General features: G+C 63.0%; 19 protein-coding genes. 7 read left to right on the top strand and 12 right to left on the bottom strand.

The window, feature by feature from the left end; all coding sequences use genetic code 11:
* Positions 1 to 166 precede the first annotated feature (166 nt).
* Together ACZ5IU_RS03245 and ACZ5IU_RS03250 are read left to right on the top strand one after the other, a co-directional pair.
* Positions 167 to 1,381, top strand: a complete 1,215-nt coding sequence (locus tag ACZ5IU_RS03245; protein ID WP_464420465.1) for a pyridoxal phosphate-dependent aminotransferase — start codon at positions 167 to 169, stop codon at positions 1,379 to 1,381.
* Positions 1,382 to 1,576: 195 nt separating this feature from the next.
* The gene (locus ACZ5IU_RS03250) at positions 1,577 to 3,724 is read left to right on the top strand and encodes a CDC48 family AAA ATPase (protein WP_464420467.1); all 2,148 of its coding nucleotides are present in this window, start codon (positions 1,577 to 1,579) and stop codon (positions 3,722 to 3,724) included.
* A 71-nt stretch (positions 3,725 to 3,795) separates the two neighbouring features.
* Here the strand turns inward: ACZ5IU_RS03250 and ACZ5IU_RS03255 are convergent, their stop codons facing one another.
* Genes ACZ5IU_RS03255 through ACZ5IU_RS03275 form a run of 5 tightly spaced genes read right to left on the bottom strand, consistent with a single transcriptional unit; the run spans position 3,796 to position 11,311 of the window.
* On the bottom strand, positions 3,796 to 5,907 hold the full coding sequence (locus tag ACZ5IU_RS03255; protein ID WP_464420469.1) for a lytic transglycosylase domain-containing protein: 2,112 nt from the start codon (positions 5,905 to 5,907) through the stop codon (positions 3,796 to 3,798).
* Entirely contained in the window at positions 5,904 to 6,785 is an 882-nt protein-coding gene (locus tag ACZ5IU_RS03260; RefSeq protein WP_464420471.1) for a GGDEF domain-containing protein, read from the bottom strand. The genes ACZ5IU_RS03255 and ACZ5IU_RS03260 overlap by 4 nt, the downstream gene beginning before the upstream one ends.
* 5 nt (positions 6,786 to 6,790) lie before the next feature.
* Entirely contained in the window at positions 6,791 to 8,935 is a 2,145-nt protein-coding gene (locus tag ACZ5IU_RS03265) for a response regulator (protein WP_464420473.1), read from the bottom strand.
* 25 nt (positions 8,936 to 8,960) lie between these two features.
* Positions 8,961 to 10,247, bottom strand: coding sequence for an HDOD domain-containing protein (locus ACZ5IU_RS03270; RefSeq protein WP_464420475.1), 1,287 nt, complete (start codon positions 10,245 to 10,247; stop codon positions 8,961 to 8,963).
* An 8-nt stretch (positions 10,248 to 10,255) separates the two neighbouring features.
* Positions 10,256 to 11,311, bottom strand: coding sequence for a hypothetical protein (locus tag ACZ5IU_RS03275; protein ID WP_464420477.1), 1,056 nt, complete (start codon positions 11,309 to 11,311; stop codon positions 10,256 to 10,258).
* A gap of 150 nt (positions 11,312 to 11,461) precedes the next feature.
* On the opposite strand from ACZ5IU_RS03275, the gene ACZ5IU_RS03280 reads away from it, so the two are divergent.
* The 4 genes from ACZ5IU_RS03280 to mnmE all read left to right on the top strand — a co-directional run bounded on the left by ACZ5IU_RS03280 (position 11,462) and on the right by mnmE (position 16,180).
* A complete protein-coding gene (locus tag ACZ5IU_RS03280) occupies positions 11,462 to 12,088 on the top strand; it encodes a M48 family metallopeptidase (protein ID WP_464420479.1) in 627 nt (208 codons plus the stop codon).
* 163 nt (positions 12,089 to 12,251) lie between these two features.
* Positions 12,252 to 13,469 (top strand): aminotransferase-like domain-containing protein, encoded by a 1,218-nt coding sequence (locus tag ACZ5IU_RS03285; protein WP_464420481.1) that lies wholly within the window; start codon positions 12,252 to 12,254, stop codon positions 13,467 to 13,469.
* A gap of 16 nt (positions 13,470 to 13,485) precedes the next feature.
* Positions 13,486 to 14,697, top strand: coding sequence for an aminotransferase-like domain-containing protein (locus tag ACZ5IU_RS03290; RefSeq protein WP_464420483.1), 1,212 nt, complete (start codon positions 13,486 to 13,488; stop codon positions 14,695 to 14,697).
* A gap of 115 nt (positions 14,698 to 14,812) precedes the next feature.
* Positions 14,813 to 16,180, top strand: coding sequence for a tRNA uridine-5-carboxymethylaminomethyl(34) synthesis GTPase MnmE (gene mnmE, locus ACZ5IU_RS03295; protein ID WP_464420485.1), 1,368 nt, complete (start codon positions 14,813 to 14,815; stop codon positions 16,178 to 16,180).
* Between the two features lie 7 nt (positions 16,181 to 16,187).
* Here the strand turns inward: mnmE and ACZ5IU_RS03300 are convergent, their stop codons facing one another.
* Positions 16,188 to 17,681: a M17 family metallopeptidase gene (locus tag ACZ5IU_RS03300; RefSeq protein WP_464420487.1), complete on the bottom strand. Its 1,494-nt coding sequence runs from the start codon at positions 17,679 to 17,681 to the stop codon at positions 16,188 to 16,190.
* Positions 17,682 to 17,798: 117 nt separating this feature from the next.
* Between ACZ5IU_RS03300 and ACZ5IU_RS03305 the strand changes: the two genes are divergently transcribed.
* Positions 17,799 to 18,395 (top strand): nitroreductase family protein, encoded by a 597-nt coding sequence (locus tag ACZ5IU_RS03305; RefSeq protein WP_464420489.1) that lies wholly within the window; start codon positions 17,799 to 17,801, stop codon positions 18,393 to 18,395.
* 41 nt (positions 18,396 to 18,436) lie between these two features.
* On the opposite strand, the gene ACZ5IU_RS03310 is transcribed toward ACZ5IU_RS03305, so the two are convergent.
* The 6 genes from ACZ5IU_RS03310 to htpG all read right to left on the bottom strand — a co-directional run bounded on the left by ACZ5IU_RS03310 (position 18,437) and on the right by htpG (position 26,067).
* Positions 18,437 to 18,895: a DUF6672 family protein gene (locus tag ACZ5IU_RS03310; protein ID WP_464420491.1), complete on the bottom strand. Its 459-nt coding sequence runs from the start codon at positions 18,893 to 18,895 to the stop codon at positions 18,437 to 18,439.
* A gap of 1 nt (position 18,896) precedes the next feature.
* Complete coding sequence (locus ACZ5IU_RS03315) at positions 18,897 to 19,994, bottom strand: ABC transporter permease (RefSeq protein WP_464420493.1); 1,098 nt, start codon at positions 19,992 to 19,994, stop codon at positions 18,897 to 18,899.
* On the bottom strand, positions 19,991 to 21,037 hold the full coding sequence (locus ACZ5IU_RS03320; RefSeq protein ID WP_464420495.1) for an ABC transporter permease subunit: 1,047 nt from the start codon (positions 21,035 to 21,037) through the stop codon (positions 19,991 to 19,993). Before ACZ5IU_RS03320 ends, ACZ5IU_RS03315 begins: the two co-directional genes overlap by 4 nt.
* Positions 21,037 to 22,650, bottom strand: a complete 1,614-nt coding sequence (locus ACZ5IU_RS03325) for a sugar ABC transporter ATP-binding protein (protein WP_464420497.1) — start codon at positions 22,648 to 22,650, stop codon at positions 21,037 to 21,039. The genes ACZ5IU_RS03320 and ACZ5IU_RS03325 overlap by 1 nt, the downstream gene beginning before the upstream one ends.
* 135 nt (positions 22,651 to 22,785) lie before the next feature.
* Positions 22,786 to 23,991, bottom strand: a complete 1,206-nt coding sequence (locus tag ACZ5IU_RS03330) for a DUF3798 domain-containing protein (RefSeq protein WP_464420499.1) — start codon at positions 23,989 to 23,991, stop codon at positions 22,786 to 22,788.
* A 96-nt stretch (positions 23,992 to 24,087) separates the two neighbouring features.
* Entirely contained in the window at positions 24,088 to 26,067 is a 1,980-nt protein-coding gene (gene htpG, locus ACZ5IU_RS03335) for a molecular chaperone HtpG (RefSeq protein WP_464420501.1), read from the bottom strand.
* Positions 26,068 to 26,131: the final 64 nt, after the last annotated feature.

The raw sequence follows: 26,131 nt of genomic DNA on the forward strand, positions 1-26,131 counted from the left end.
CCTGTTTTCTTTCACGCAGGCATTATACATCCCCGCATCGGGACGGGATGCCTGAAGCACACCTCAGACGAATTTGCAGAATACGCGACATTCAACGAAATATTAACCTGTTTGTGATATTATGGCCTCAAGGTCCATATTATACCGATAAGGGGGACGTCGTTTCATGGTCAAGAGTTCGAACAGAGTTCTGGCGATGCAGTCTTCCCCGATCCGCCGCCTGATCCCGTACGCGGACGAGGCAAAGGCCAAGGGGAAAAAGGTGTATCATCTGAACATCGGGCAGCCCGATATCAAGACCCCTCCCGCATACTTCGAAGCCATCCGGAAGTTCAGCCTCGATGTGGTCGCCTATGCGACTTCCCAGGGCAATAACGACCTCCGGGACGCCATGGTATCCTACTACAAGTCCTGGAACATCGGCTTCTCGCGCGACGATATCCTTGTCACGAACGGCGGCAGCGAAGCGCTCATGTTCGCGTTCATGGTCATGTGCGATCCCGGCGACGAAGTCCTCGTCCCGGAACCCTTCTACGCAAACTACAACGCGTTCTCGCAGTGCGTGAACGTCAATATCAAGCCGATCACGACGAAGGCCGAGGACGGATTCCACCTTCCCACGAAGGAAACGATCGAGAAGCTCATCACCCCGAAGACCCGCGCGTTCCTCGTCTCCAACCCCGGCAACCCGACCGGCACGATCTACACCGAGAAGGAGATGCGCGATCTCGCCGACCTCGCGAAGAAGCACGACATGTTCATCGTCGCCGACGAAGTCTACCGCGAGTTCGTCTACGACGGGCTGAAGTACACGAGCTTCGGCCACATGGAGGACATCGCCGACCGCGTCGTCATCATCGACTCCGTCTCGAAACGCTACAGCGCCTGCGGCGCCCGCATCGGCTGTTTCGCGTGCCGCAACAAGGACATCATCGCGAACGTCCTGAAGCTGTGCCAGGGACGTCTCTGCGTCTCGACGCTCGAGCAGGTCGGAGCTGCCGCGCTCTACACCACCCCGAAGTCCTACCTCGAGGAGGTCAACAGAGAGTACGTTTCACGCCGGAACACGCTGTACAAGGCCCTCAAGGAGATGCCCGGAGTGGTCTGCGAAGAGCCCAAGGGCGCCTTCTACGTCGTCGTGAAACTCCCCGTCGATGACGCCGAGAAGTTCGTCATCTGGATGCTCCAGCACTTCGACGTGAACGGTGAGACGATGATGGCCGCTCCCGCCGAAGGGTTCTACGCGACGAAGGGACTCGGAAAGAACGAATTCCGGCTCGCCTACGTCCTCAAGAACGAAGACCTCGCCAAGGCGATGAATATCCTCAAGCTCGGCCTCGAGGCCTACCCGGGCCGGGTCGAGGCCATCGCGACCCGCTAGGATCCCGCTTCGCCGTCACCGCGCCCTTCCCGGCCGTCGCGCCCGGGAAGGGCTTTTTTCATCTTCCGGACAGCTCGATGGAGGGCGATCTTCCTTCGTGGCGGCTGTCGCGGATCCTTCTGTTCTATGGTAGCATAGCCCCGCTTCCTCCGGATTTCGAGGTGGAAGACGGTACGCAAAGGAGCGCGAAACGGAATGCTGAAGGTCAGGGAATCTCTGGGCAAGGATGTCGGGCGATGCCTCGCCCGCATGGACCCCCAGGATATGATCAAGTACGGGGTTTCGGAAGGACAGATCGTCGAGATCGAGGGAATTTCGTCGTCGGGAAGCAAGCGCCGCACTCCTGTGCGTATTCTTTCCTGCGATTCCGAGGAACGCGGCAAGCAGATCATCCAGATCGACGGCGTCACGCGCGACAACGCCGGCGTCTCCATCGACGACAAGGTATCGGTCCACAAGATCGAGCATCATTTCGCCGGGAGCATCACGCTTCGCCCGCTGACGACGATGGCGCTCCTCGAAAAGGAACGCGACGCCCGGTACATCGGCTCGCTCCTCGAGGGTATGCCCGTCATGACGGGCGATCGCGTCCGGCTCGTTCTCTTCGGCACGCGCGTCGTCGACTTCCGCGTGACGGACACGACGCCCGACGGCACCGTGATCGTGAGCAGCGCGACGGCCGTGAACGTGGAAAAGGTCCAGGGCGCGAAGCGGGCCGCGAAGATCTCCTACGAAGATATCGGAGGACTCGGAACGCAGATCCAGCGGATCCGCGAGATGATCGAACTTCCCCTGCGCTTTCCGCAGGTCTTCGACCGCCTCGGCGTCCAGCCGCCGAAGGGAGTCCTGCTCTACGGCCCTCCGGGGACGGGGAAGACCGTCATCGCCCGCGCCGTCGCCAACGAGACGGACGTCTACTTCACGCATATCTCGGGTCCCGAAATCATCGGAAAGTTCTACGGCGAGAGCGAGGAACGTCTGCGCAATGTTTTCGAAGAGGCGCAGTCGCACGCCCCCTCGATCATCTTCATCGACGAGATCGACGCGATCGCGCCGAAGCGCGAGGAGATGGGCGGCGAGAAGCAGGTCGAACGCCGCGTCGTGGCGCAGCTGCTCGCCCTGCTCGACGGCCTGGAGTCGCGCGGCCAGATTGTCGTCATCGGCGCGACGAACATCCCGAACACGCTCGACCCCGCGCTCCGGCGTCCGGGCCGCTTCGACCGCGAGATCTCGATTCCGATTCCGGACAAGAAGGGGCGGTACGAGATCCTCCAGATCCACAGCCGCGGAATGCCGCTCGCGCCGGACGTCGACATGCACCGTCTTGCCGACATCACGCACGGGTTCGTCGGGGCCGACCTCGAGGCGCTCACGAAAGAGGCCGCGATGGCATCCCTTCGCGAGATTCTGCCGCACATCGACATGGAGATGGCCGAGATCCCCTACGACAGGCTTCTCTCGATGGACGTCCGGATGGAGCATTTCATCGAGGCTCTCAAGGAGATCGAACCGTCCGCGATCCGCGAGGTTTTCGTCGAGGTGCCCGACGTGACGTGGGACGACGTCGGCGGACTCGACGACATCAAGGACGAGTTGCGCGACGCGGTCCAGTGGCCGCTGCAGCACCCGGACGTCTTCGAGAAATACGACATGGCGCCCACGAAGGGCATCCTCCTCCACGGGCCGTCGGGCACGGGGAAGACGCTTCTCGCGAAGGCGCTGGCCCGGGAGAGCGGCGTGAACTTCATCTCCGTCAAGGGGCCGGAGCTGATGTCGAAATACGTCGGCGAGAGCGAACGCGCGATCCGCGACGTGTTCCGGACCGCCAAGCAGGCCTCTCCGTCGATCCTCTATTTCGACGAGATCGAATCGCTCGTGCCCGTGCGCGGGCGCGACTCCGGCGCGGGGGCGAGCTTCACGGAGCGCGTCATCAGCCAGTTCCTCGCGGAGATGAACGGCATCGAGGAGCTCAGGGGCGTCATCGTCCTCGCAACGACGAACCGGCTCGACCTCGTCGACCCGTCGCTTCTCGCGGGCGGACGCTTCGACCTCGTCATGGAGCTTCCGATGCCCGACGAAGAGGCGAGACGGGGCATCTTCGGAATCCATCTCAGGAAGAAACCCGTTTCGGCCGACGTTTCAACACCTGAACTCGCACGCAGATGCGCGGGCTTCTCGGGCGGCGACATCGCGTTCGTCTGCCGGAAGGCCGCGATGCTCGCGCTTCGGGAAGCACTCAAGGGCGGCGGCGACATTGCGCCGATGATCGAAGAACGCCACTTCGACGAAGCGATGGATATCCTCGGGCATCACGAACGCGTCAAGTCCTTGACCGGCTTCTAGTCGCTTTTCCCGGTATCGCGGGACAGAACAAGGGGGGCCGGCGGCCCCCCTTGTTCTGTCTTCACGCTCGGTTATTCGCTCACGTTCAGCGGAGGCGTGTCGTCGTCATCTCCGGCCGCTCCCTCATCCTCCACGAGCTGATCGTCGGAGACGAGGGAAAGAGACGTCCCGGACTTCTTCCCCTGCTCCGCCTTCGCGGGTTCCTTCGGGTAGAGCATCCGGTAGACGTAAAGGTTCGCCATGACCCGCCGGACGTAGCCGTTCGTCTCGCGGTATCCGACCTCCTCCATCCACCGGTCGAGCGGCATCGACTCGTTCCCCGCGATCCACCGTTTCGCCGCCCCGGACCCTGCGTTGTAGGCTGCGGCGGCCCATTCGACCCGTTTGAAGTTCCGCAGGAGCCGTGCGATGTGCGCCGTTCCGAGCAGAACGTTCGTCCCGACGTCGTAGAGCGATTCGATCGTCACGTCGAGCGCCTTCGCCTCGCCGCGCGCTGTCGCCGGCATGAGCTGCATGAGCCCCGTCGCCCCGACCCAGCTCCGCGCGAGCGGATCGTAGGCGCTTTCCTGGCGCATGATCGCCCACACGACGTTTTCGTCCGTCGCGAATCGCGCGGCCGCCGGTCGGACGATATCCGCGAACGCCTGCGGATAGAGAAATCGGAGGCCTGTCCGATAGATCGCGTCGCCCCCGACGAGAAGTTGGGAAATCCTGCTCGCGGCAGCGTAGGCGCCCTGCCCGTCCCCGTTCCACTGCGAGAGCAACGCCGCCCGGTAGAGGTCCTTCGGCGTTCCCCGCTCCAGAAGCTGCCGCTTCGCGTAGACGACGAATCCCCAGCGTTCCAGTTCTCCGGGCGCACTCTCGAGAATTTTCGGATCTCCGTCGACAATCGGTTTGACGCCGTTCGGGAACGCGAGGAACGCGTGGATCGAAAGCGGGTAAGACCGCCCGAGCCGGTTGAAGTATTCCGCAGCCCGGTCCTTCTTCCCGAGTCGTTCGTAACCGCGCCCCACCCAGTAGAGGATTCGCGGCGCCCACGAGGCACCCACGCCGGGTGTCAGGAGCTTCTTCCATACGGCGACCGCGTCCGCGACGCTCCCCTCGTCCCATCGCTTCCAGCCGCGTTTCCAGAGGATATCAGCCGCGAGTTCCGAATCGGGGTATTCGCGAACGACGCGGTCTTCCATCCGGCGAGCCTCGGTCCCCGCAAGCAGACGGGAAAGGGCCTCCATCGCCCTTGCCGCCATATCGCCGCGTCGCGTCGCGGCGACCTTGCGCAGGAGCGCGACGCCACGCTCTTCGAGGGATCCCTTCGAGATCTGCGCGATCCTTCTGACCGCCGAATCGGCGTAACTCTTCCCGGAAAGCGCAAGCGGGCTGAAGACATCGAGAGCCTCCCCCCCCCTCCCGAGCCGCATCAGCGAGTATCCCCGGTAGTACCGCGCCATTCTCCCCTCGCGCGAGGAGATCGGAACGGCGCGAAGCAACGCGGCCGCTTTCGCGTAGTCTCTTCTGAGATAGGCCGCGTACCCGACGACGAACGAAATATCGGCGGACCACGGCTTCGGAGACTCCGAGAGGATCGCCAGCGCCTTCGCGTTCGTCGGGTGCAGCAGCAGGAGTTCCCTGCACGCGTTCGAGGTTTCGGCCCTGCGCGCGGGATCCTTCACGTCCGGGAGGGAAACGAGTTCCGAAAGGACCTGCATCTTCTGGGCCTTCCCGTCGGAGAGGGCATACATCTTCCGGAGCAACGTCCGCTTCGGCGCGACCTCGTCCGCCGCCGCAAGGCGGTAGAGCGCGTAGGCCGCGAAGTATTCGAGATCCTTCGGGCACTTCGACGAGAGGAGCCGCGTCGCTTCGGCCTTCGCGTCCGCCGTCCGCCCCGTGCGCTCGAGCGCGAGGATCCGGATCATGTCAGCATACGGAACGATCTCCTGCGGCATGCCTTTTTTCGCCCGGTCCATACATTCCAGCGCTTCCTCCCGGTTTCCGCGAATCCAGAAGGCATTGGCCGCGAGTGAGAGTTCCCGCGCCGACATGTCGGGAGAAGCCGCCGCGAACACCTTGTCCAACTCGTCCCAGCGACGCTCCCGGAAGAGCCGCTCGATGTCTGCGGCATGCAGCGGAAGCGCGAGAAACGCCACGAGAATCAGCGAAGAGATCGCCCGGACGATCGTCGTCATTCGTTCACCCTGTTCCTTCCCTCGTTTTTCGCCCTGTACAGCGCCGTGTCGGCGCGCCGGACGAGGACCTCCGGCCCGGACGTCCCGTCGTCGCACGCGAAACCGAGGCTCGCCGTCACGGAGACGAGCGTCCCCTGCGCGAGCATCGGCGTGCCGCCGACGGCGTCGCGGATCCGCTCGAGCGTCCGTATGGCGTCGCCGCGTTCCGTGCCCGGCAGGATGACGAGGAACTCCTCGCCCCCGTAGCGCCCCGCGATATCGTAGTTCCGGAGGGCGCCCCGGACGCGCCGGGCGGTTTCCTGGAGCACGTCGTCTCCGGCAAGGTGCCCGAGCGTGTCGTTGACGTTCTTGAAGAGATCGAGGTCGAGAAGACCGACGCACAGGCGCCTTCCTTCCCGGCGCGACCGTGCGAGCTCCTCTTCGAGGCGGTCCAGGATGGCACGCCGGTTCATGAGTTTCGTCAGGGAGTCGTAGAGCGCCATGTGGCGCAACTGTTCCTGCAGCCCGACGATGCGTTCCCCGGCCGTGATGCGCACCCGGAGTTCGTGCGGATCGAAGGGTTTGGTCACGTAGTCGTCGGCGCCGGACTCGAGGCCTCTGATGATATGGACCTTTTCGTCGCGCACCGTGACGAGGATGATGTACCGGTAGGAGTGGTCCGCCGGGATGTGGGCGCGGAGCCTCCGGCACAATTCCGGCCCCTCGAGCCCGGGCATGATCCAGTCGACGAGCGCGATCGGCGGCGAATCCTCGGAAGAGAGGATGCGCCAGGCCTCTTCTCCGTCCCGCGCGACTATGACGTCGTATCCCCACTTCCGGAGCAGGGATTCCAGAAGGAGACGCGACGTCGCGTCGTCTTCGGCAATGAGAACCTTCATCCTGTTCATTCCTTTTCGTCGCCGTCCCCGAAGGACGCCACTTCTGCAAAGCGCCGCCATTCTTCCTTCAGAAGGCCCGATACGGCGCGCATCCCGTCCAGGTCTTCCCGAGAGGCAATATCTTCCGCCCGCGAGGCCAGCACCGAAAGGGCCTTTGCGGCGACATTCGCCGCCGCTCCCCGGAGCGTGTGCGCCGCCACTCTCGCGGCCGCCGCGTCCCCCCGTTCCGCCGCCTCTTCGAACTGAGAGACAAGCGCCTTCCCGTCGGCCAAAAAGGTCCGCACTACCCGAACACAGAGTTCTTCGTCCCATATGACCCTCTCCAAAAGGGATGCCCGGTCGAATGTGTCCGTCGCGGCGATCCCGTTTCCTTCAGGCATCGCAACGACTTCGGAGTCGTCCGCGGTCCACGCCCCGCCGCCGGTCCGTCCGAAGGTCGCAATGGTTCGCGCAAGTTCGGCCGGATCGACCGGCTTCGGAAGATATCCGTCCATTCCGGCGGCCAGACAGGTCTCCCTGTCTCCCTTCATCGCGTTCGCCGTCATCGCGATGATGGGGATCCTGACGCCGGAGCCTTCGGACGCCCGGATGCGCCGTGTCGTTTCGACACCGTCCATTCCGGGCATCTGAACGTCCATCAGCACCATATCATACCGTTCCCGTCCGAGGGCGTCCAACGCTTCCTGTCCTCCCTCCACAAGTTCCACCGAAACGCCAAGCTTTCCGAGGAGAGCTTCGAGAACGCGCCGGTTCGTCGCGTTGTCCTCGACGACGAGAACCCGGAGCCCGGAGATATCGTCCGTCGGTCCGGAAGACGCGATCGCGTCGCACGCGTCCCCGGAAGTCATATCGGCCACGGGGAGCTCCAGCGTGAACCAGAACGTCGACCCCTTTCCCGGTTCGCTTTCGGTCCCGATCCGGCCGCCCATCATTCCGACGAGGCTCCGGGAGATCGCAAGTCCGAGTCCGCTGCCGCCGTAGAGGCGGGATGTCGACGCGTCCGCCTGCGTGAAGGGACGGAAGAGTCGGGCGAGCGTCTCCGACGGAATTCCGATGCCCGTGTCCGTGACGCGGACCATGAGGACGCAGCGCCCCTCCCGACGGGACTGTTCCGTTACGCGGACAGCCACGGCCCCCTCGTGGGTGAACTTGATCGCGTTTCCGAGAAGATTCGCGAATATCTGTCGGACGCGCCCCGGGTCGCCGACGAGAGAGGCCGGGAGAGACGGGTCCGTCTCCATGACGAATCCAAGCCCCTTTTCCGCAGCCATGCGGCGGTGGGTCGAGGCTATGTGTCGCAGAAGCTCGCGGAGGTCGAACGGGATCCGTTCGAAATCCAGCCGTCCGGCCTCGATCCTGGAAATGTCGAGGAGATCGTTGAGCAGTCGCAGGAGAAGCCCCGATTCCGACAGAATGGTTCTTGCCATATCCTCCTGGTTGGCGTCGAGCGGCGTCTGAAGCAACAGGCGCCCCATGCCGATGACGCCGTTCATCGACGTCCGGATCTCGTGGCTGATGTTCGCGAGGAACGTGTCCTTCGAGCGGCTTGCGTCGGCCAGCGCCCGCTCGGATTCCTCGAGTCGGCGGACCTTTCCTTCGAGTTCGGCGTTGAGACGGCTGACGGTCCGGTAGAGTTCGGCGTTCTGGAGAATTCCGGCGGCGGCTCCGAGGATGACTGTCAGGAAGGCGAAGGAAACGTCGAGGATGTCGCGCGCGTCCTCGTCGGGAATGCCGAGGAACAGCCCCATGCTCCTGTTCTGGGCGATGATCGCGTGGAGCAGCAGCGGCGTCGTTCCGTCGGAGGCCGTGACGGTGACCGGGCGGTTCCTGTCGATGCACCACGCGACGGTCCCGTCCTCGACGAGGATGTCTTTTTCCCGTTCCATCCACTCGAGCGAATCCGGAGGATCGCAATGCCGGCACGAAAACTCGAGACTGTCCCCGCTGATAAGGGAAAACGCCATCATCCTGAAACGCACGAACGAGCGCAGACGATGCGCAGTCTGCCGGAGAAGCTCCTCTTCCGAGAACGAATCGTCGAGCGCGACGTTGAAGGTCACCGACGAAAGCGCCGCCTCGAGCACCTGCGCAACGGCCCGCCGCTCCCCTTCGAGCGCGTCCACCCTCTCCCGCAGCCTCCGAAGTTCCATTTCGGGACGTCCCATGATACCCTCGCTAGAACACGAGAAAGACGTTCATGATTTCCCGGATCTGCCGCTCTCCCTGCCTGACGATCGAATCGAGCGCGGGGGGCGTGAGTTCGAGAAGATCCCACGCGGCGTTCTCCGGGGCCGGGACGAAAAAAGATCCGCTCGTTCCGATCCGGAGCGCGTTGGCGACAACGTCGCCGAGGTGGACAAGCGCCGCGTCGCGCGTCGATGGCTCGGACGCGGAATCCGCCGGTCCGGATTCCGAGGGAATGTGGTGGCGTCTGACGAGATCCCGGATCGGCTCGGGAATGTTCCAGTGCTCGAGGAGACGGTTGCCGAGCGTCGCGTGGTCGTAGCCGAGGAAGGTTCGCTCGGACTCGACGAGCGGAACGCGCCGGGATCGCGCGTGTTCCATCAGGGAGGTCATCACCTGCGGAAGGCGCGTGAGCATGATGATGCGTCCGAGGTCGTGGAGCAGCCCCGCGAGAAAGAACCGTTCCTCGGACGGATGGCGCCGCGAGAACGCGAGAAGGCGAGAAAAGATTCCGCACGCGATCGAGTGTTTCCAGAAGGATTTCATGTCCACCATCTGGGGCGGAACGTGTTTGAAGACGCTGATCGTCGAGACTGCGAGCGCGAGCGACGTGAGTTCGTTCGTGCCGATGATGGCGACGGCGCGCGGAATGGACGTAATCGGATTCGGAAAGCCGTAGAACGAACTGTTCACGAGCCGGAGAAGGCGGACGGTGAGGCTCGGATCCTTGCTGACGACCTGGGCGATGTGCGTGGCCGAACTTACGGGAGAGTTGAGGACTTCGCGGATCTTGAAATAGATGTCCGGAAACGAGACGAGACGGACATCCTGACGCAGGAGATATTCCGGCGAAATTCCCTCGTGCGGAATCACGGGATCGGGCTTCCAGCCCCGCTCTCCCGACCGGATCGCGTTCAATTCGTCGAGTTCCGGAAAGGACCCCGGCGTTCCGGCCGCGAGGCGTTCGGTGAACCTGAGGGCGCAGATCCGCCTCAGTTCCGTGAGGCATCCGTGTTCGCCGTCGCCCGGGAGCAACAAGAGGGACGCGATCTCCCCGCCCTTCCGGGCCGCTTCTTCGTCGACGCGGATCCGTTCCTGCACTTCGGCGTCGTCGGTGCCTTCGATGTCGGCCTCCGCCACTCCCCAGACCTTCATCATTTTCGTGTGCTTGTCGATCAGCACCGCACCCTTCGCAAGGATGAATCTCCCGTTCGGAGCCTTCAGGTCCGACGCGAGCACCATTCCCGCCTTGAGATTGCCGACCTTGACCCTGCCCACGACCGACGCTATTCCTCGCTCCGGAGCGTGGACCGGAAGATCAGGAGAACGGACGCGACGACCGCGGCAGCGATCAGAAGCGACAGGACCGACGACGAAAGGGTCCGCATCGCGTGCGAGACACGAGGCTCGCCGGAGAAGAGAATCCCGGCGAACGCCCTTTCGAGGGCGACCAGCCCGCTCATCCTGTGAGCGAGCGTCGAGAGGAACATCCCGGCGAGGAAGACGAGCCCGGAGAGGGTACCGTTCCCGGCGTTGACCGCGTGCCAGACCGTACACCCTCCGGAAAGCATGAACGCGAACGACGCGAGGGCCGTCGAAACGGCCTTGACGAGCGTCGGCCAGAGACCCTTGAGCGGATCGTCCGGCAGGAAGTCGAAAGAAAACGTCCCGGACAGGAGCGCGTAAACGAGCGAACCGGCGGCCATCGACGCGATCGGGATGAATCCCGACGGCATGCGGAACCACAGGGCGTTCCTGAGCCCCTCGATCACGCAGAACCGCACCCTCTGCATCGCGGCCCCGAGCGCGGCCCCGATCAGGATCACGATTCCGACGGCCAGGTACTGCCGCGGGTAGTTCAGATCGAGCGACCAGGCCATATAGCACGCCGACGCGACAGCCGTCGCGACGACGAGGCGCCGCGCCCATTCGTCCCGGACGCGGACGCTCGCCCCGTTCTGGATCGTGAATCCGTTCCGGATCAGGCGCACACCGAGCCAGCCGCCGAAGACGAAGCCGGCGACCTCGAAGATCCGTCCCATGTGCCCGTATCCGAACTGCAGGAAGACGCACCAGGGACAGCCGAAAAACTCCGGAAGCGCGAACCCCGTCGCGAAGCCGAGCAGGAGCGGTCCCGCGAGAAACGCAGGACGGGAGACGAACTCCTTTCCCGAAACGGCCGCGAGGAGAGCCCCGAGCATGAACCCGGAGATCTCCGGCCTCGTCGTGACGCCCGTGCATCCTCCGACGAGGCCGTACCATTCGGCGAAGTAGAACATGAGGGGATAGCAGAACGCGACCGCGAGCCCCACGGCGAGCGGAGACACGAACTTCAGGAGCATCCGGACCGACTCCTTTCGCACGCGCCGCCTTCATGGCCGCGAACGCGCGGAAGACGCGTCCGCAAAACGGCGGAAATTGCGACTTCCGCGCAAGTCCCGGGGCGGCACATGATAAGATTCTAGCAGAACTCGGAATGGGGGCGAACCGGAATGACACGTCGCGGAATCACAATGCTGGCGTTTCTTTTGTGGCTGCTCGCGCCCGCGTGCGCGGTCGCGGATGTGGGCGACCGGACGGTCGCTGCGGTCTGGCAGAGGATTTCGGCGGCCGCGGGGCTCCCGGAGTCTCCGGTGCACTTCGAGGACGCGAAGGAGCCGAACGCGTGGATCGCCTTCGGTCCGAACAGACAGGAACTCCACGTGACGAGATCGCTCATCGCGCTTCTGAAGTCCGAAGACGAAATGGCCGGGATCCTCGCGCACGAGGCGGGACACATCAAGCTCGGGCACTACGGGAATACGGTCGGACGGAATCTCGCGTGGACTCTGCTTGCGACGCTCTTCAGAGGGGATCGGGTCGGAGAGACAATCGCGGGAGTCGGCATCGGCCTTGCGGAATCCGGCTTCAGCCGGGAACAGGAAGTCGAGGCGGACGACTACGGCGTCCGCCTGTCTGTGAAGGCAGGATACTCCCCTTGGGGACTCCTCCGTGCGATGGAGCGCATGAAGAACGCTGGATTCACGACGAGCCCGAACGGCTTCAATTCACACCCGCCCACGGAACGGAGACTCCAGAGACTCAGGGAAACGGCCGCGGAGGCTGACCGGAACCGATAGTGCGAGACGTTGCATGAATACATTATCCATCTCTACACAAGTCGCATATCCCATAAAAATGCTATAATTGTAGTGAACTGACGGTTTTTTTCCGTCTATAGCCCAAGAACTCGGGAAATCCGGCATGCTCCGCGTGCCGACACTCGTTACGGGAGGGATTTATATGTCTCGCGTCTGGGAGGAAAACTTCAGCTATATCGCCAACAACAACAGGCCGTCGCCGATACGGGAGATGCTCGCCGTCATCAAGCAGCCCGGGATGATTTCCTTTGCGGGCGGGATGCCGGCCCCCGAAGTGTTCCCCGTCGACAAGTTCTACGAAGGGGTCCACGTCCTCAAGGACGACGGCGCGAACCTGCTCCAGTACGGCACCACGGAAGGGTATCCCCCGCTCAAGGAGTTTCTCGCGAAGTGGACGGCCCCGCGCATGGGGCGCGTCGCGGATCCCTCGGAGATGCTCATCACGACGGGATCGCAGCAGGTTCTCGATCTGTTCGCGTGGTCGATGATCGACCAGGGCGACGTCGTCATCACCGAAGACCCGTCCTACCTGGCGGCGCTGACGGTCTTCTTCAACCACGGCGCCTCGTTCGTCGGGATTCCGATGGACAAAGACGGCATGATGGTCGACCTGATCCCCGAAGAGCTCGAGAAGCTCAGGAAACAGGGGAAGAAGGCCAAGTTCATCTATACGATCGTGAACTTCCAGAACCCCGGCGGCGCGACGATGACGCTCGAACGCCGGAAGAAGCTCGTCGAGATCTCCCGAAAATACGGCGTTCCGATCTTCGAGGACGACCCCTACGGCTACGTCCGCTACAACGGCGAACACCTGCCGTCGATCTACTCGCTCGACCCCGAGGGCGTCGTGTACGCAGGTTCCTTCTCGAAGATCCTCTCGCCCGGAACCCGGATCGGCTGGATCACCGGATCGAAGGAGATCATCCGCAAGATGACCGTCTTCAAGCAGGCGACCGACCTCTGCTGCAGCCCCATCACGCAGGCCCTCGTCGCGGAGTATTGCAACAGGGGATACCTCGACGCGCACCTTCCGAACATCATCGAGAACTACCGCGTCAAGCGCGACGCGATGGAAGAAAGCTTCAGGAAACACCTCTCGAGCCGCGGGGTCTCCTGGGTCAAGCCCGACGGCGGATTCTTCTACTGGCTCGATTTCGGCAAGATCGACACGGCGGAACTTTTCAGAAAGTCGATCGAGAAGAAGGTCGCGTTCGTCATCGGCGAACCGTTCTGCGTCCGTCCGGGAAGCGGAAAGCACGCCGCACGCCTGAACTTCACGTTCTCGTCGCCCGCGCAGATCGAGGAAGGCGTCAGCCGTCTCGCCCAGGCGATCGACGAAATGGCCATCAAGGCAGTTTAGGAAGCAGAGTATCCGAATGACCGCATTCTGGGATTCTCTGTTCAGCACCGCCGCCCGGGGCATCAGGCCGTCTCCGATCCGGGACATGCTCCAGTCCTGCCGGAAGCCCGGCATGATCTCGTTTGCGGGGGGGATGCCCGATCCCGCGATCTTCCCCGTCGATCAGTTCGCCGACGCCGCATCGATCCTGAAAACCGAGGGACGCGACATCCTCCAGTACGGAGCGACCGAAGGGTACGCGCCGCTCAAGGAGTTCCTCTCCTCGTGGTGTGCGCCACGGCTCGGGAGAACCGTCGATTCCGAGGAGATGCTCATCACGTCCGGCTCGATCCAGGGCGCGGACCTCATGACGCTCGCGACCGTGAATCCCGGCGAATACGTCATCACGGAGGCGCCGACGTTCCTCGGCGTCACGACCGACATGTACAACCACGGCGCGAAGTTCCTGTGCGTCCCCTGCGATTCCGAGGGTATGATGGTCGACCGCCTTCCGGCGATGATCGAACAGGCACGGCACGAGGGCAAGGTCGTGAAGTTCGTCTACACGATCGCGACTTTCCAGAACCCGCTCGGGGTCACGATGTCGCTCGAGCGGAGGAAGGCGCTCGTCCGAATCGCGCGGGAGTATGGCGTCGCGATCTTCGAGGACGATCCCTACGGCTATGTCCGTTTCGACGGGGAACACCTTCCGACGCTCTTCTCGCTCGACGGCGGCGAACACGTGATCTACGCGGGCTCCTTCTCGAAGATCCTCGCACCCGGGACACGAGTCGGCTGGTGCTGCGGGAGCCGCGACCTGATCCGGAAGATGGTCGTCTTCAAGCAGGGAGTCGATACCTGCACGAGCGTCGTCGCCCAGGCAATCGTCTACCGCTACGCGAAGCTCGGCTGCCTCGACGCGTTTCTGCCGAAGATCATCGCGCACTACAAGGCGAAGCGCGACGTCATGATCGAGGCTTTCGACACCTTCCTGCCGAAGGGCGAGTTCCGCTACACGAAGCCCGAGGGCGGATTCTTTTTCTGGCTCGAGACGCCGAACATCGCGATGGATGCGCTCTTCGACCGGGCCATCGCCCGGAACGTCGCGGTCGTGAAGGGGAAGCCTTTCTATCCGAACGCCGACGGCGGTGACCATCATTGCCGCGTCTGCTACACGTTCGCGTCCGCCGACGACATCCGCGAAGGCGTCAGGCGTTTCGGAGACGCGATGCGGGAGCTTCTCCCGTAAAATTCGCGCGGAATATGAACGGCGGCCCCCCAGGGGAGCCGCCGTTTTTCGTCTCTCCCGACCGAACTGTGGTATTCTGAAGCGACCGACACTCCGACACGAGGAGAGGATACGGATGACGCAGGAAACCATTGCGGCCATTTCGACGGCATGGGGCGAAGCGGGAATCGCGATCGTCCGTCTGTCCGGACCGGAGGCGCGGAATATGGCGGATTCGGTCCTGTCCTGTGCGGTTCCGCTCGGGAAGAGCCGCCCGAGGATGATGCGGAACGCGTTCCTCCTCGACGAATGCGGCGCCGCCGTGGACCAGGTGCTCGCCGTGTGGTTCGCGGCGCCGCACAGCTACACGGGCGAAGACGTCGCCGAAATCCACACTCACGGAGGGACGCTCGTCGCGCAGCTCTGCCTCCGGCGGCTTCTCGGCCGGGGGGCGCGCCTCGCTCTCCCGGGGGAGTTCACGAAACGCGCGCTTCTGTCCGGCCGCATCGACCTGACGCAGGCCGAAGCCGTTCTCGGGATCATCCGCTCGAGAAGCGAGGAGGCACTCCGGGCGGCAACCCGGACGCTCCGGGGAGATCTGTCGGCGTTCGCGTCCGAGATCAGGCAGGAGATCGTCGGGCTTCTCGCGCAGGTCGAGGCCGGACTCGATTTCCCCGAAGACGACGTCCCCCCTCTCTCTCCGGAGGATCTCGACGCGACGGTCACGACCATCCGACAGAGCCTCGAGGATCTGTACGACCGATGCTCCATCGGTCTGATCCTGCGCGAGGGAATCCGCGTCGCGATCGTCGGGAAGCCGAACGTCGGCAAATCCTCGCTGCTCAACGCGCTTCTGCGCGAGTCCCGCGCGATCGTCACGGCGGTTCCGGGGACGACCCGGGACCTGATCGAAGAGGTTCTCACATATCGCGGGATTCCGATCCGGCTCGTCGATACGGCCGGAATCTGCGCCCCAGGCGACGAGGTCGAAGCGATCGGCGTGAAGCGCGCCCGCGACGCGCTCCGCGAGGCGGACCTCCGGGTTCTCGTCCTCGACGGATCCTCGCCGCTCACGGATACCGACCGAGAGATCATCGAAGGCATCCGGAGCCTGCCGCACCTCGTCGCTCGGAACAAGGCCGATCTTCCGTGCGTGGCCCCCGACGAAGAGATCGCCGACCTCCTGCCCGGAAGTCCCGTCTTTCCGATCTCCGCCGTCAGGGCGACCGGACTCGAAGCCCTCAAGGACGCCATCGTCGCCGAGGCCGCGGGAGCCGGGACGCTCGATGCCGGGCTCAACGCCACCGCGCGTCAGGTGGACGAGATCCGCAACGCGCTCGACGCGCTCTCGCGCGCCGAAGAGGCGCTCGAAGCCGGGCTCACCCCCGACATCGGAGCGAGCTGCCTGTCGGACGCGCATCGCAGCCTCGACCGCCTTCTCGGGCTCTCGGGCGACGACGCTGTCCTCGAACGAGTCTTCAGGGACTTCTGCATCGGCAAGTAGCCCGGGGTCACGCCTCCGTACCTTCCGCGAGGCTGCGGATATATTCGAGGCACAGCCGGACGCCCCACGCAGACGCTCCTTTGCCGTAGATCCCGGTCTCCTCCTTGTACATGTCCACGCCCGCGATATCGAGATGCGCCCACGCGATTCCCTCCGCGACGAACGACTGGAGGAACATCGCGGCGCAAATCGCCCCGCCGTAGCGGGTCCCCGAATTCAGGACATCCGCGACGGGAGACTTGATCGCTTCCCGCAGCTTCTCGTCGTCCATCGGCATCCTCCACAGGCGTTCGCCGGATCGTTTCGCGGCCGCCTCGATATCGCGCGCAAGCGTCTCGTCCCCCGGGAACAACCCCGCAGTCCAGTTTCCGAGCGCCACGGCACACGACCCGGTCAGCGTCGCGATGTCGATGATCGCGTCAGGAGCCAGTTCGGACGCGTAGCTCAGCGAGTCGGCGAGCGTGACGCGTCCCTCCGCGTCCGTGTTGTCGATCTCGATCGTCTTTCCGTTGCGCGCGCGGACGATGTCGTCGGGCTTGAAGGCTCCGCCGTCAGGCATGTTTTCCGCGGCCCCGAAGATTCCGTGGACCTCGACCGCGGGCGCGAGTCTCGCGACGCCTCGCATGACTCCAAGAACGTCGCAGGCGCCGGTCTTGTCGCCCTTCATCGTCCGCATCGAGTCTCCCGTCTTGATGTTGAGTCCGCCGCTGTCGTACGTGAGCCCCTTGCCGACGATCGCGACCCGCGGAACGCGACACCCCGGCGCGCAGCGGACCGGACGGTACGCAAGGTGGACGAATCTCGGAGGCACGGCGGATCCCCGTCCCACGGCGAGCAGCGCGTTCATGCGCTCCCGCTCGAGCCGCGACTCGTCCCAGACCTGGCACTCGAGGCCGAACTCCCGGGCCGTGGCATCAGCGGTTTCGGCCATCGTGACCGGGGTGACGACGTTGGCGGGCTCATTCACGAGATCCCGCGCGAAGACCTGGCTTTCGGCGAGAACGACCCCCCTCGAAATTCCCGCCTCGTTCCCGTCGCAGATACCGACCTGACGGACCGGCTGGGGCCGCTCGTCTCCGTTGCGCGAAATATATCTCTCGAAGACGTACGAACCCAGAACCGCGCCTTCGGCGACCGCGCAGCTCGTCGCCTCGTCGGGCTCGTCGGGGAGCAGGATCGTCATCTCGTCTATCTTGAGGGCACGGGCGCGCCGTACCGTCTCCGCCGTGCGGCTGCGAAGATCGTCGACATACGCCCCGTTGCCGAGACACACGAGAAGCACGTTGCCGACGCGGACGCCTTCCGGGGCGTCGGGTATGGGGATGAGCAGCGACTTTCCCTTCTTCGCGACGAATGAGGCATGGTCCATGTGGCGCCGGACGATCGGATACAGCTGTTCGCCGAGCCCGCGGGAAGGCTGCTCGCTCCCCTCTTTCACGAAAACGACGAGGAGTCTCGTCTCAACGACCTCGGGCCTGCCGCATATTCGCAGGACATTCACGGAATCGATCACTCCTTCGCGATATCGAACGGACGACGGGATATTCCGTTCCGGAAACACATTCGCTATGATATCCGATAGAATCATTTTCGAAAACTGCCGAAGGGAGAGGATATCATGAATCACGACGCGCCGGTCGGACACCCCGTTCTCGAGGCGATCGCGCGAAGATGGAGTCCGAGGGCATTTTCACCCGTTCCGGTCAACCACGGTACGATTCTCTCGCTGCTCGAGGCGGCACGATGGGCCCCGTCCGCGTACAACGAACAGCCGTGGAGGTTTCTCGTCGCGATGCGCGGGGACGGAGACGCGTTCGATCTCGCGCTTTCGTGTCTTGTCGAGGGCAACGTCCGATGGGCGAAAGAAGCGCACGCGTTGATGTTCGGCGTGACGAAACGAACGTTCTCGCATAACGGCGCTGAGAACCGCTGGGCCTTTCACGACCTGGGAATGGCAATCGAAAACATGGCGGTCCAGGCCGCCTCGATGGGGCTCTTCGTCCATCCGATGGCCGGATTCAGTGTCGAACGGATCCGCAATCTCTATCGCGTTCCGGAGGGATTCGACCCCGTCACTGCGATGGCCGTCGGCTACGCGGGAGATCCGGCGCAACTCCCCGACGATCTCCGCGAACGCGAAACCGCTCCCAGGACGCGGATGTCGCTGGAAGACACCGTTTTCGAAAAATCCTGGGGTGTTCCGTTCCCGAAATGAAAAACCGGGGGGCTCTATTCGCCCCCCGGTCGTCTTTCCGGCTATTTCGGATTTCCCGTTCCCGGCATCTCCTCTTTCGGCGCTTCGTCCTCCTTCGGAGGCGCGACATTGAGTTCGATGCGCCGGTTCCACTCCGCATCCCCGCTCAGAAGCGCCGGGATGCTCAGGAGATTTCCGCCGTCGTACCGGATGACGAAGCGGTGCTCGGATGTCGCCGTGACGGTCTCCTCGTCGTCGGAGAGGATCTCGACCTTCAGGACGTGTTTCCGCCCCATCACCGTCATCATGTCCCGGTCCCCTCCCATGATCTCGAGCGGCCGTCCAGAAACTCCGCCGAGCGAAACCCGGATATACGGGAGCGCCGGGTAGCTTGTGTCGCCGATGGTGATATCCCGGTTGTCGAAGATCAGCGTGTACCCCTTGCCCGACTGGTAGAGGAAGACCGAGAACGCGACGAGCGCGAGAACGATGAGCGCGTCGATGACGTACTGCCGCTTCATGCTATGCCGCCCCCCTCAGGCTCCGGCGCGCCCGTTCCCGTTCCTTGTGGCGCCGCCACGAGTAGAGCACAAGCGCGATCGCGATGACGCCATAGGAGACGAACACCCGGAAGAACTCCCCGAGCTGCGCTTCGCCGATGAGGTACTTTCCGGCCATCGGAGAGACCACGAACATCAGGTGGAAGAGGATGACGCCGAGGAAGACGTTCGGAATCGTCGCCCTCGAGACGCTCGCCCCGCCGACGAGAAGCGACGCGATGGCGAACATCCCCGCCTGCTCGTGGCTGTTGTAGGTGTTCATCGTTCCGATGTTCTGGAGGAAGATGATCTGGCCGTAGCACGCGAGAACCGTCGAGATGACGATCGAGATGATCCGCGTCCGCTCGACGGGGATTCCCGTGGAGTCGGAAACTTCCTGGTCCTGACCGACCGCGCGCATGTCCTGTCCGAGCTTCGTCCGCGAGAACCACGTGATGAACAGGCAGAACGCGCCGATCACGAGGAACGTCGCCGCCGGGATCGTGATCCCCATGACATTGAAGGAGAACAGGTCGTCGAGGCAGTGGCGGATACCCGCGAGGTTCGTGACGTTCCGGATCCCGAAGCCGCGCGACAGCACGAGGGCCGGATTTTTGATCGGGATGATGTTCCCGAATCCGTAGAGCACGACGAGCTGGTAGACGCCGTTCATGAAGAAGCCGAGGATGAACGAGGTCACCATCTCCCGCCCCTTCGCCTTGTTCAGGATCACGCCGCACATCCAGCCGAGGAAGATCGCGAGCGGCGTCGAGATGATCATCGCGAGCAACATCCCCTGGATACCCATGACGTTCCAGTCGGTGATGAAGATGAGCCCGATCTCCCCCGCCATCGCGCCGAGGACCATCCCGAAGTTGAGTCCCATCCCGGCCATGATCGGGATGAGGAGCGACAGCACGAGGAAGGAGTCCCGGGCGAGCCGCGCGACCATCTCCTGAACGAGATACTGCGTCGAAAACCGCGAGAGCGGGATCGCGAAGACGCTCAGGAGCACGAAGATGATCGGCACCGCATACTGCACGAGGAAATGCGAAATCTGTTCCCTGAGAGTGTATTTCATCGGGATTTCACCTTTACGACGCGCGTGAGCGCGTACAGGATCATGCCGTTGGACACCACGATACGCACCACCTCTGACATATCGGTCTGGACGATGCTGTTGATGACCGACGGTGTCATCGTCAAAATCCCCTGGAACAGGATGGTTCCGATGATGACGTTCAGGATCGTCGCCTTGTTGACGGACGCGCCCCCGATGAGGATCGAGGCGACCGCCGGGAAGGCCATGTAGAACGGCCCCATATAGAGCTGGATGAACCCGAAGCTCTGCTGGTAGACGATGATTCCGATCGCGCCGAGAACCGTCGAGAGGATGACGGAGATCGTCCGCATCCGGTCGACGTCGACGCCCGAGGCGCGGGCGTAGTCGGGGTTCGATCCGACGGTCGTCATCGCCGTTCCGGTCTTCGTCCTCATGAAGAGCCACATCAGGACGCACAGCAGCGCGAGGAAGAGGAACATCCCGGTCGGGAAGTAGAAGTATTTCCCCTGCTGGAATGACAGAAAGTCGCTGATCGCCCGGATCCAGTAGCCGTCGACGGAGATCGTCGTCCGGAGCCCCGTTCCGGCGTACCCCCAGACCATGTTCGGGCTCTTGTAGGGCAGCAGGAGCCACATGATGCACATGAACGCGACCGACGAGAAGCCGACGTAGGTCGCGATCATCATCTCGCCGCCCTTGACGCGGTTGAGCAGAAGACCGTACGCCCACCCGAACACCGCCGCGATGGGGATCGCGATGCACATCGCAACCAGGACGCCGAGGATTCCCGTGAGTTCGAGCTCGATGCTCGTGATCGCCCCGAGAAGACCGGCGATGATCCCGAGCGGCAGGCCGAAGTTGAGGCCGCAGCCCGCCTGGACCATCGGCACCATCGCGAGCACCATGACGCCGTTCATCCCGAAGCGCACGAGCGTGTCGCTGATCGAGGCGTCGAGACGGACCTGGACGAACGGCGCGACGACGAAAAGTCCGAGGAGGAACAGTGCGATGATGATCCGCGGCCATCCGGCCGCGTCGATGAACGATCTGATCCGCTCCATCACGCCGTCACCCTCTCCCGTGTCTTTTCGACCTTGCCGAGCATGAGAAGGCCGAACTCCGTCGAGGGCTCCGTCGCGGGCAGGATTCCGGCGACGCGTCCCTCGTCGACGATCGCGATGCGGTCGCAGATCGACCGGAGCTCCTCGAGCTCCGAGGAGATCATGACGATCGTCGTCCCGTTCTTCCGGTTGTACTCACGAAGCGTGTCGAGAACGACCTTCTTCGCCCCGACGTCGATGCCGCGCGTCGGTTCCGCGACGAAGAGGAGCTTCGGTTCGAGCGCGAATGCCTTCGCGAGGCAGATCTTCTGCTGGTTCCCCCCGGAAAGCTCGACGACGCGCTGCCTCTCCGAGACGCATTTGATCTCAAGCGCCTGAATGTAATGTTTCGCGCATTCGCGGATCGCCGCCGCGTCGCGGATCCTGACGAGTCCTCCGAGAATCGGCCGGAGATACCGGTTCTGCACCTGGAGCGTCGTGAAGATGATATTCCACGAGATTGGTTCCTCGAGGAGGAGCCCCACGCCACGCCGGTCCTCCGAGACGGCCGCGATGCCCATCGACATCGGCGCCATCGGATCGTTCAGGGGGACGTTGCGGCCGTCGAAGGTCACGGTCCCGCCGGACGCGTAGAGTCCCATGATTCCGTTTCCGATGCCGAGCTTCCCCTGGCCCGCGAGACCGCCGATGCCGAAGATCTCGCCCCTGTGGATTTCGAGGTTCACGTCGCGGACCGTCTCGCCGGGCATGTCGACCCACAGGTGCTCGACCGTCAGGACGACGTCGCCGGATGTCCGGTCCGCATCCTCCTGCGTCCGCCTCGATTGCCCCTGGATCGACCGTCCGACCATCGCGGAGGCGATCGACATGAGGTCGGTCTTTTCGGGTTCGAACTCGCGGACGACCTCTCCGTCGCGGAGGACGATGATGGTGTCGCAGACGTCGAGGATTTCCTGAAGTCTGTGGGAGATGAAGATGATCGAAATGCCGAGTCCGGCGAGTTTTTTCATGGATTTGAGGAGAATCGCCGCCTCCGTCTCGGTGAGGACCGCCGTGGGCTCGTCGAGAACCAGGAGGCGGGTGCGCTCCTTGTCGATTTCCCGTGCGATTTCCGTGAACTGCTTGTGCCCGACGGGCATCTCGGAAACGCTCATATCCGGGTGGAGGTCGACATTCAGCGTTTCGATCGCCTTTTCGGCGCGCTGACGAATCTTGCGTCTGTCGAGGGTCTTCAGGCGATCGCCGAACGCTTCGACGAGGATGTTGTATTTCGTGGACTCCCGGTTCAGGACGATGTTTTCGGCCGCCGTGAATCCGGGGATAAGGGAAAATTCCTGATGCACCATTCCGACGCCCGCCTCGAGCGCCTCGAAGGGGCTGGCGAATGAAACCTCGTTGCCGTCGATGAAGATCTTGCCTTCGTATCCGCCGGTCTCCTGAATCACAGGCATTCCGAAAAGGATGTTCATGAGGGTGGACTTGCCCGCGCCATTCTCGCCGACGAGCCCGAGAATCTGTCCCTTCTTCAGGGTGAAGTTCACGTTCGAGAGAACCCTGTTCCCGAAGTAGGACTTCCCGACCCCTTCCATCCGGAGAAGCTCATGACCTTCCATGAACCACCATCACCTCTTTGCGAAGCAGGGTCCGTAAAGCGCTCCGGGCCCCGTCTCTGATTTCCGACCTGCGCCGCCGCATGGAAAAGGGGAGAGAGGATGCCTCTCTCCCCCCGTGTGACGAAAGGGTATCGGTTATTTCACCGTGAAGTACTTCTCGGGGACCGTCAGCTTGGTCATGCCGAGGTAGCCGAGCCCGAACACGTAGGTGTCCTGATAGAGCAGATAGTGGTTCTTCTTCTTGACGCCCGTCGCGATGTCGGTGTACATGCTGCCGTTCCACTTGGCGCCCGGGGTGTACTTTTCATACGCCGCGGTGATGTCCTTCATCTTGACCTTGAGATCCTTCGGGGTTTCCTTTCTCTCGATGAGGGTCTTGGCGAGTTCGCCGAGAGCCGCGGAGTTCGTGTAGCCGTAGGAGTACGCCCAGGTTCCCATGCGTTTGGCGCCGCCCTTGGCCGCGACCGCGTCTTCGACCTTCTTCAGGATCTTCGGCCAGTCGCCCTTGACGTCGGAGAGTTCGATGCCGAGCGCTCCGGGATACCCCATGAGCGGCGAGGGAAGGTCGGCCTCGACGAAGTAGCCGCCGAGTTCGGCGATTCTCTTGAGAAGCGGTTCCGTATGCGCGTCGTTCGTGCAGAAGAACGCGGTGTCCTTGCCGTACTTGTCGAGCCAGGCCGGGACCTTCTCGAGGATGAACTGCTGCGCTCCGGGAACGCCGACGTCGCTCGTGGGATCCGGAGCGGTCTCGAACGCGAACTTCAGGCCGATGTCCTTGCACGCCACTTCCATGATGTTCCGGCGGCGGGAGAGGAGTTCGTAGCTCATGTGGCGCGGGAAGGAGATGTGGACGAAGGTCTTCGCGCCCATCTTCTTGGCCGCCTCGATGATGAGGTAGCCGCGTGCGATGTTGTCGGCGTTGATCACGACGTCCGCGACGGGCTCGATCGTGCCGGGGTCTTCATGCGCTTCTCCGACCATGAGAATGATGTCGGGGCGCTTCTCGCGGATCTTCTTGAAGGCCGGAGCCGTTCCCGGGATTCCCTGGTTGACGATGATAGCCTTCATCTTGGGATCGTCCGCAAGAGCCGCGATCTGGGAGATCGTCGTTTCCATTTCCGTCATGAAATTGTCCGGATACGTGATGTGCTGGATCATGCCGCCGTTCTTGACGTCACCGTAGAGCTCGATGAGTTTTTCCGCGCCGCGGAGATCGTCTTCCGACTGGGAAACCGTCCCGGTGCAGATACCGATGTGGAACGGAGCTTCCGCGGCGAACGCCGCGCCCGACAGCATCAACGCAAGTGCCAGACCCGTGACGAGTGCCAGTGCCTTCTTCATGAACCTGCCTCCCTTGTAAGATATGGTGATGCGGACCATACGATCAAAAGCGTATCCCAAGCCGTGGAACCTGTCAATGCCAAAATAAAAGGGAAATTAATTTATATGATCGTTCTCCCCGGAACCCAAGTTCGCGATCTTTCCGAGGTACCCCTCCATCACCATCGCGATCCCTCGCGCGAGATCCGGCAGCTTCTCCGGAACGACCCCCTCCGCAAGAAGGGTCTGATTGTACAGGAGTCCGAGAAGCGACGTCTTCTCCGCGTCGTCCATCGACGCGATCCGGGCGTTCATCCCGGCAACGAGCGGATGTTCCGCGTTGAGTTCGAGGATCCTCTTCGTCGGCGGAACGGCCTGTCCCATCTCCCGGAACATGCGCTCCATCTGCGGAGAGAGCGCGTTCGGATCCGAAACGAGACGGGCAGGGGACGACGTCAGATGTTCGGAGATCCGGACATCCCGGACGACATCCGAAAGGACCGTCTTCGCGGCGTCGATCAGCGATCGCAGCGACTCGGCACGCACGCCTGCCGCGGATTCGTCGTCTTTCCTCGCGCCCGTTCTCCGGGGGACCACTCCTTCCCTGGTGACCGGAAGGAGCTTCTTCTCCCTGTATTCGAAGGTCATCGGCATGACGAGATCGTCGACCGGATCGCAGAGCAGCAGAACCTCGCGCCGCTCGGCGACGAACGCCTCGAGGTGCGGGGAACTCCGGAGCGTCTCGCAGTCGCGTCCGGTCAGGTAGTAGATTTCGTCCTGTCCTTCGGCCATCCGTGAAACATACTCGTCGAGCGTCGTATCGCCTCCGTCTTTCGTGGTCTTCCAGAGGCACAGGTCGAGAATCTGTTCTTTCATGTCGGGGTCCCGGACGATCCCCTCCTTGAGAACGGCGCCGAATTCACTCCAGAACGAACGGTAGGCGTCGCGGTCCTCGTCGCGGAGCTTTTTCAGGCTCGCGAGCACCCGACGGACGAGACTCCGCTTCATGATGCGGAGCTTCGGATCGTTCTGCAGGATCTCGCGGGAGATGTTCAGGGGCAGGTCCTCCGAATCGATGACCCCGTGGAGGAATCTGAGATATCCGGGGACGATCTCCTCGCATCCGCTCATGATGAATACACGTCTGATATAGAGGCTGACGCCGCTCTGCCGTTCCCTGAAAAGAAGATCGGCGGGCGCCTTCGACGGAACGAAGACGAGCCCGCGGAATTCGGTCGCTCCTTCGGCGGAGAAGACGATTCTGCGGAGCGGCGGATTGGTGTCGTGAGAAAGATGTCTGTAGAACTCCGAATACTCGTCCGCGGAGACTTCGGATTCCGGCCGCGTCCAGATGGCCTTCATCGAATTCAGGACGACGTCCTCCGTCGCGCCCTTTCCATCTTCCTCCGACGATACGGCCATCTCGATAGGATAGGACACGAAATCGGAGTACTTCCGGACGATCTCGCGAATCTTCCATTCCGCCAGGTAGTCCTCCACGCCTCTTTCCTCGTCCTCGGGCTTGAGATGGAGCGACACGGTCGTCCCCGTGCCCCCGGGAAGCGAGGCGAACGCGCCCGGTTCTCCGCTCGGTTCGATCGTGTAGGTTCCGTCGCCCGACGATTCGAAGCGCCACGTTTCCGAGGTTCCCGCCCGTCGCGTCACGAGGACGACCCTGTCCGCGACCATGAAGCTCGAATAGAACCCCACGCCGAACTGGCCGATCAGAAGCTCCGCCATATTCTCTCCCGGCTGTTCCTTCACGCGGTCGAGAAACTCCTTCGTACCGGAGCGCGCGATCGTGCCGAGGAAATCGACGATTTCGCCGCGCGTCATTCCGATGCCGTTGTCCGATATCGAGAGAACATGGTTCGTCTCGTCGCGGTCGATCCGGATCTTCGGCGCGTATTCCGAAGCGATTTCGGGATTCCGGATCGCCTCGAGACGGCGCTTGTCGAGCGCGTCCGACGCGTTCGATATCAACTCTCTCAGGAAGATTTCCCGATGCGAGTAGACCGAGTAGATCATCATCTCGAGAATCTGTTTCGCTTCCGTCTGAAACTCGCGCCGCTCCGCGGCGCCGCTATGGGCTGTCACGCTGTCCGCTCTCCTTTCGAAATGTGGTCCGAGACACAAAAAGGCGGCAGACCGCACACCCTCG

The sequence above is a fragment of the Lactivibrio alcoholicus genome (assembly GCF_055390895.1).

Coding starts and splice junctions, on each gene's coding strand:
- ACZ5IU_RS03245 (WP_464420465.1), top strand. CDS start 167: ATGGTCAAGAGTTCGAACAGAGTTCTGGCGATGCAGTCTTCCCCGATC.
- ACZ5IU_RS03250 (WP_464420467.1), top strand. CDS start 1,577: ATGCTGAAGGTCAGGGAATCTCTGGGCAAGGATGTCGGGCGATGCCTC.
- ACZ5IU_RS03255 (WP_464420469.1), bottom strand. CDS start 5,907: ATGACGACGATCGTCCGGGCGATCTCTTCGCTGATTCTCGTGGCGTTT.
- ACZ5IU_RS03260 (WP_464420471.1), bottom strand. CDS start 6,785: ATGAAGGTTCTCATTGCCGAAGACGACGCGACGTCGCGTCTCCTTCTG.
- ACZ5IU_RS03265 (WP_464420473.1), bottom strand. CDS start 8,935: ATGGAACTTCGGAGGCTGCGGGAGAGGGTGGACGCGCTCGAAGGGGAG.
- ACZ5IU_RS03275 (WP_464420477.1), bottom strand. CDS start 11,311: ATGCTCCTGAAGTTCGTGTCTCCGCTCGCCGTGGGGCTCGCGGTCGCG.
- ACZ5IU_RS03280 (WP_464420479.1), top strand. CDS start 11,462: ATGACACGTCGCGGAATCACAATGCTGGCGTTTCTTTTGTGGCTGCTC.
- ACZ5IU_RS03285 (WP_464420481.1), top strand. CDS start 12,252: ATGTCTCGCGTCTGGGAGGAAAACTTCAGCTATATCGCCAACAACAAC.
- ACZ5IU_RS03290 (WP_464420483.1), top strand. CDS start 13,486: ATGACCGCATTCTGGGATTCTCTGTTCAGCACCGCCGCCCGGGGCATC.
- mnmE (WP_464420485.1), top strand. CDS start 14,813: ATGACGCAGGAAACCATTGCGGCCATTTCGACGGCATGGGGCGAAGCG.
- ACZ5IU_RS03305 (WP_464420489.1), top strand. CDS start 17,799: ATGAATCACGACGCGCCGGTCGGACACCCCGTTCTCGAGGCGATCGCG.
- ACZ5IU_RS03310 (WP_464420491.1), bottom strand. CDS start 18,895: ATGAAGCGGCAGTACGTCATCGACGCGCTCATCGTTCTCGCGCTCGTC.
- ACZ5IU_RS03315 (WP_464420493.1), bottom strand. CDS start 19,994: ATGAAATACACTCTCAGGGAACAGATTTCGCATTTCCTCGTGCAGTAT.
- ACZ5IU_RS03320 (WP_464420495.1), bottom strand. CDS start 21,037: ATGGAGCGGATCAGATCGTTCATCGACGCGGCCGGATGGCCGCGGATC.
- ACZ5IU_RS03325 (WP_464420497.1), bottom strand. CDS start 22,650: ATGGAAGGTCATGAGCTTCTCCGGATGGAAGGGGTCGGGAAGTCCTAC.
- ACZ5IU_RS03330 (WP_464420499.1), bottom strand. CDS start 23,991: ATGAAGAAGGCACTGGCACTCGTCACGGGTCTGGCACTTGCGTTGATG.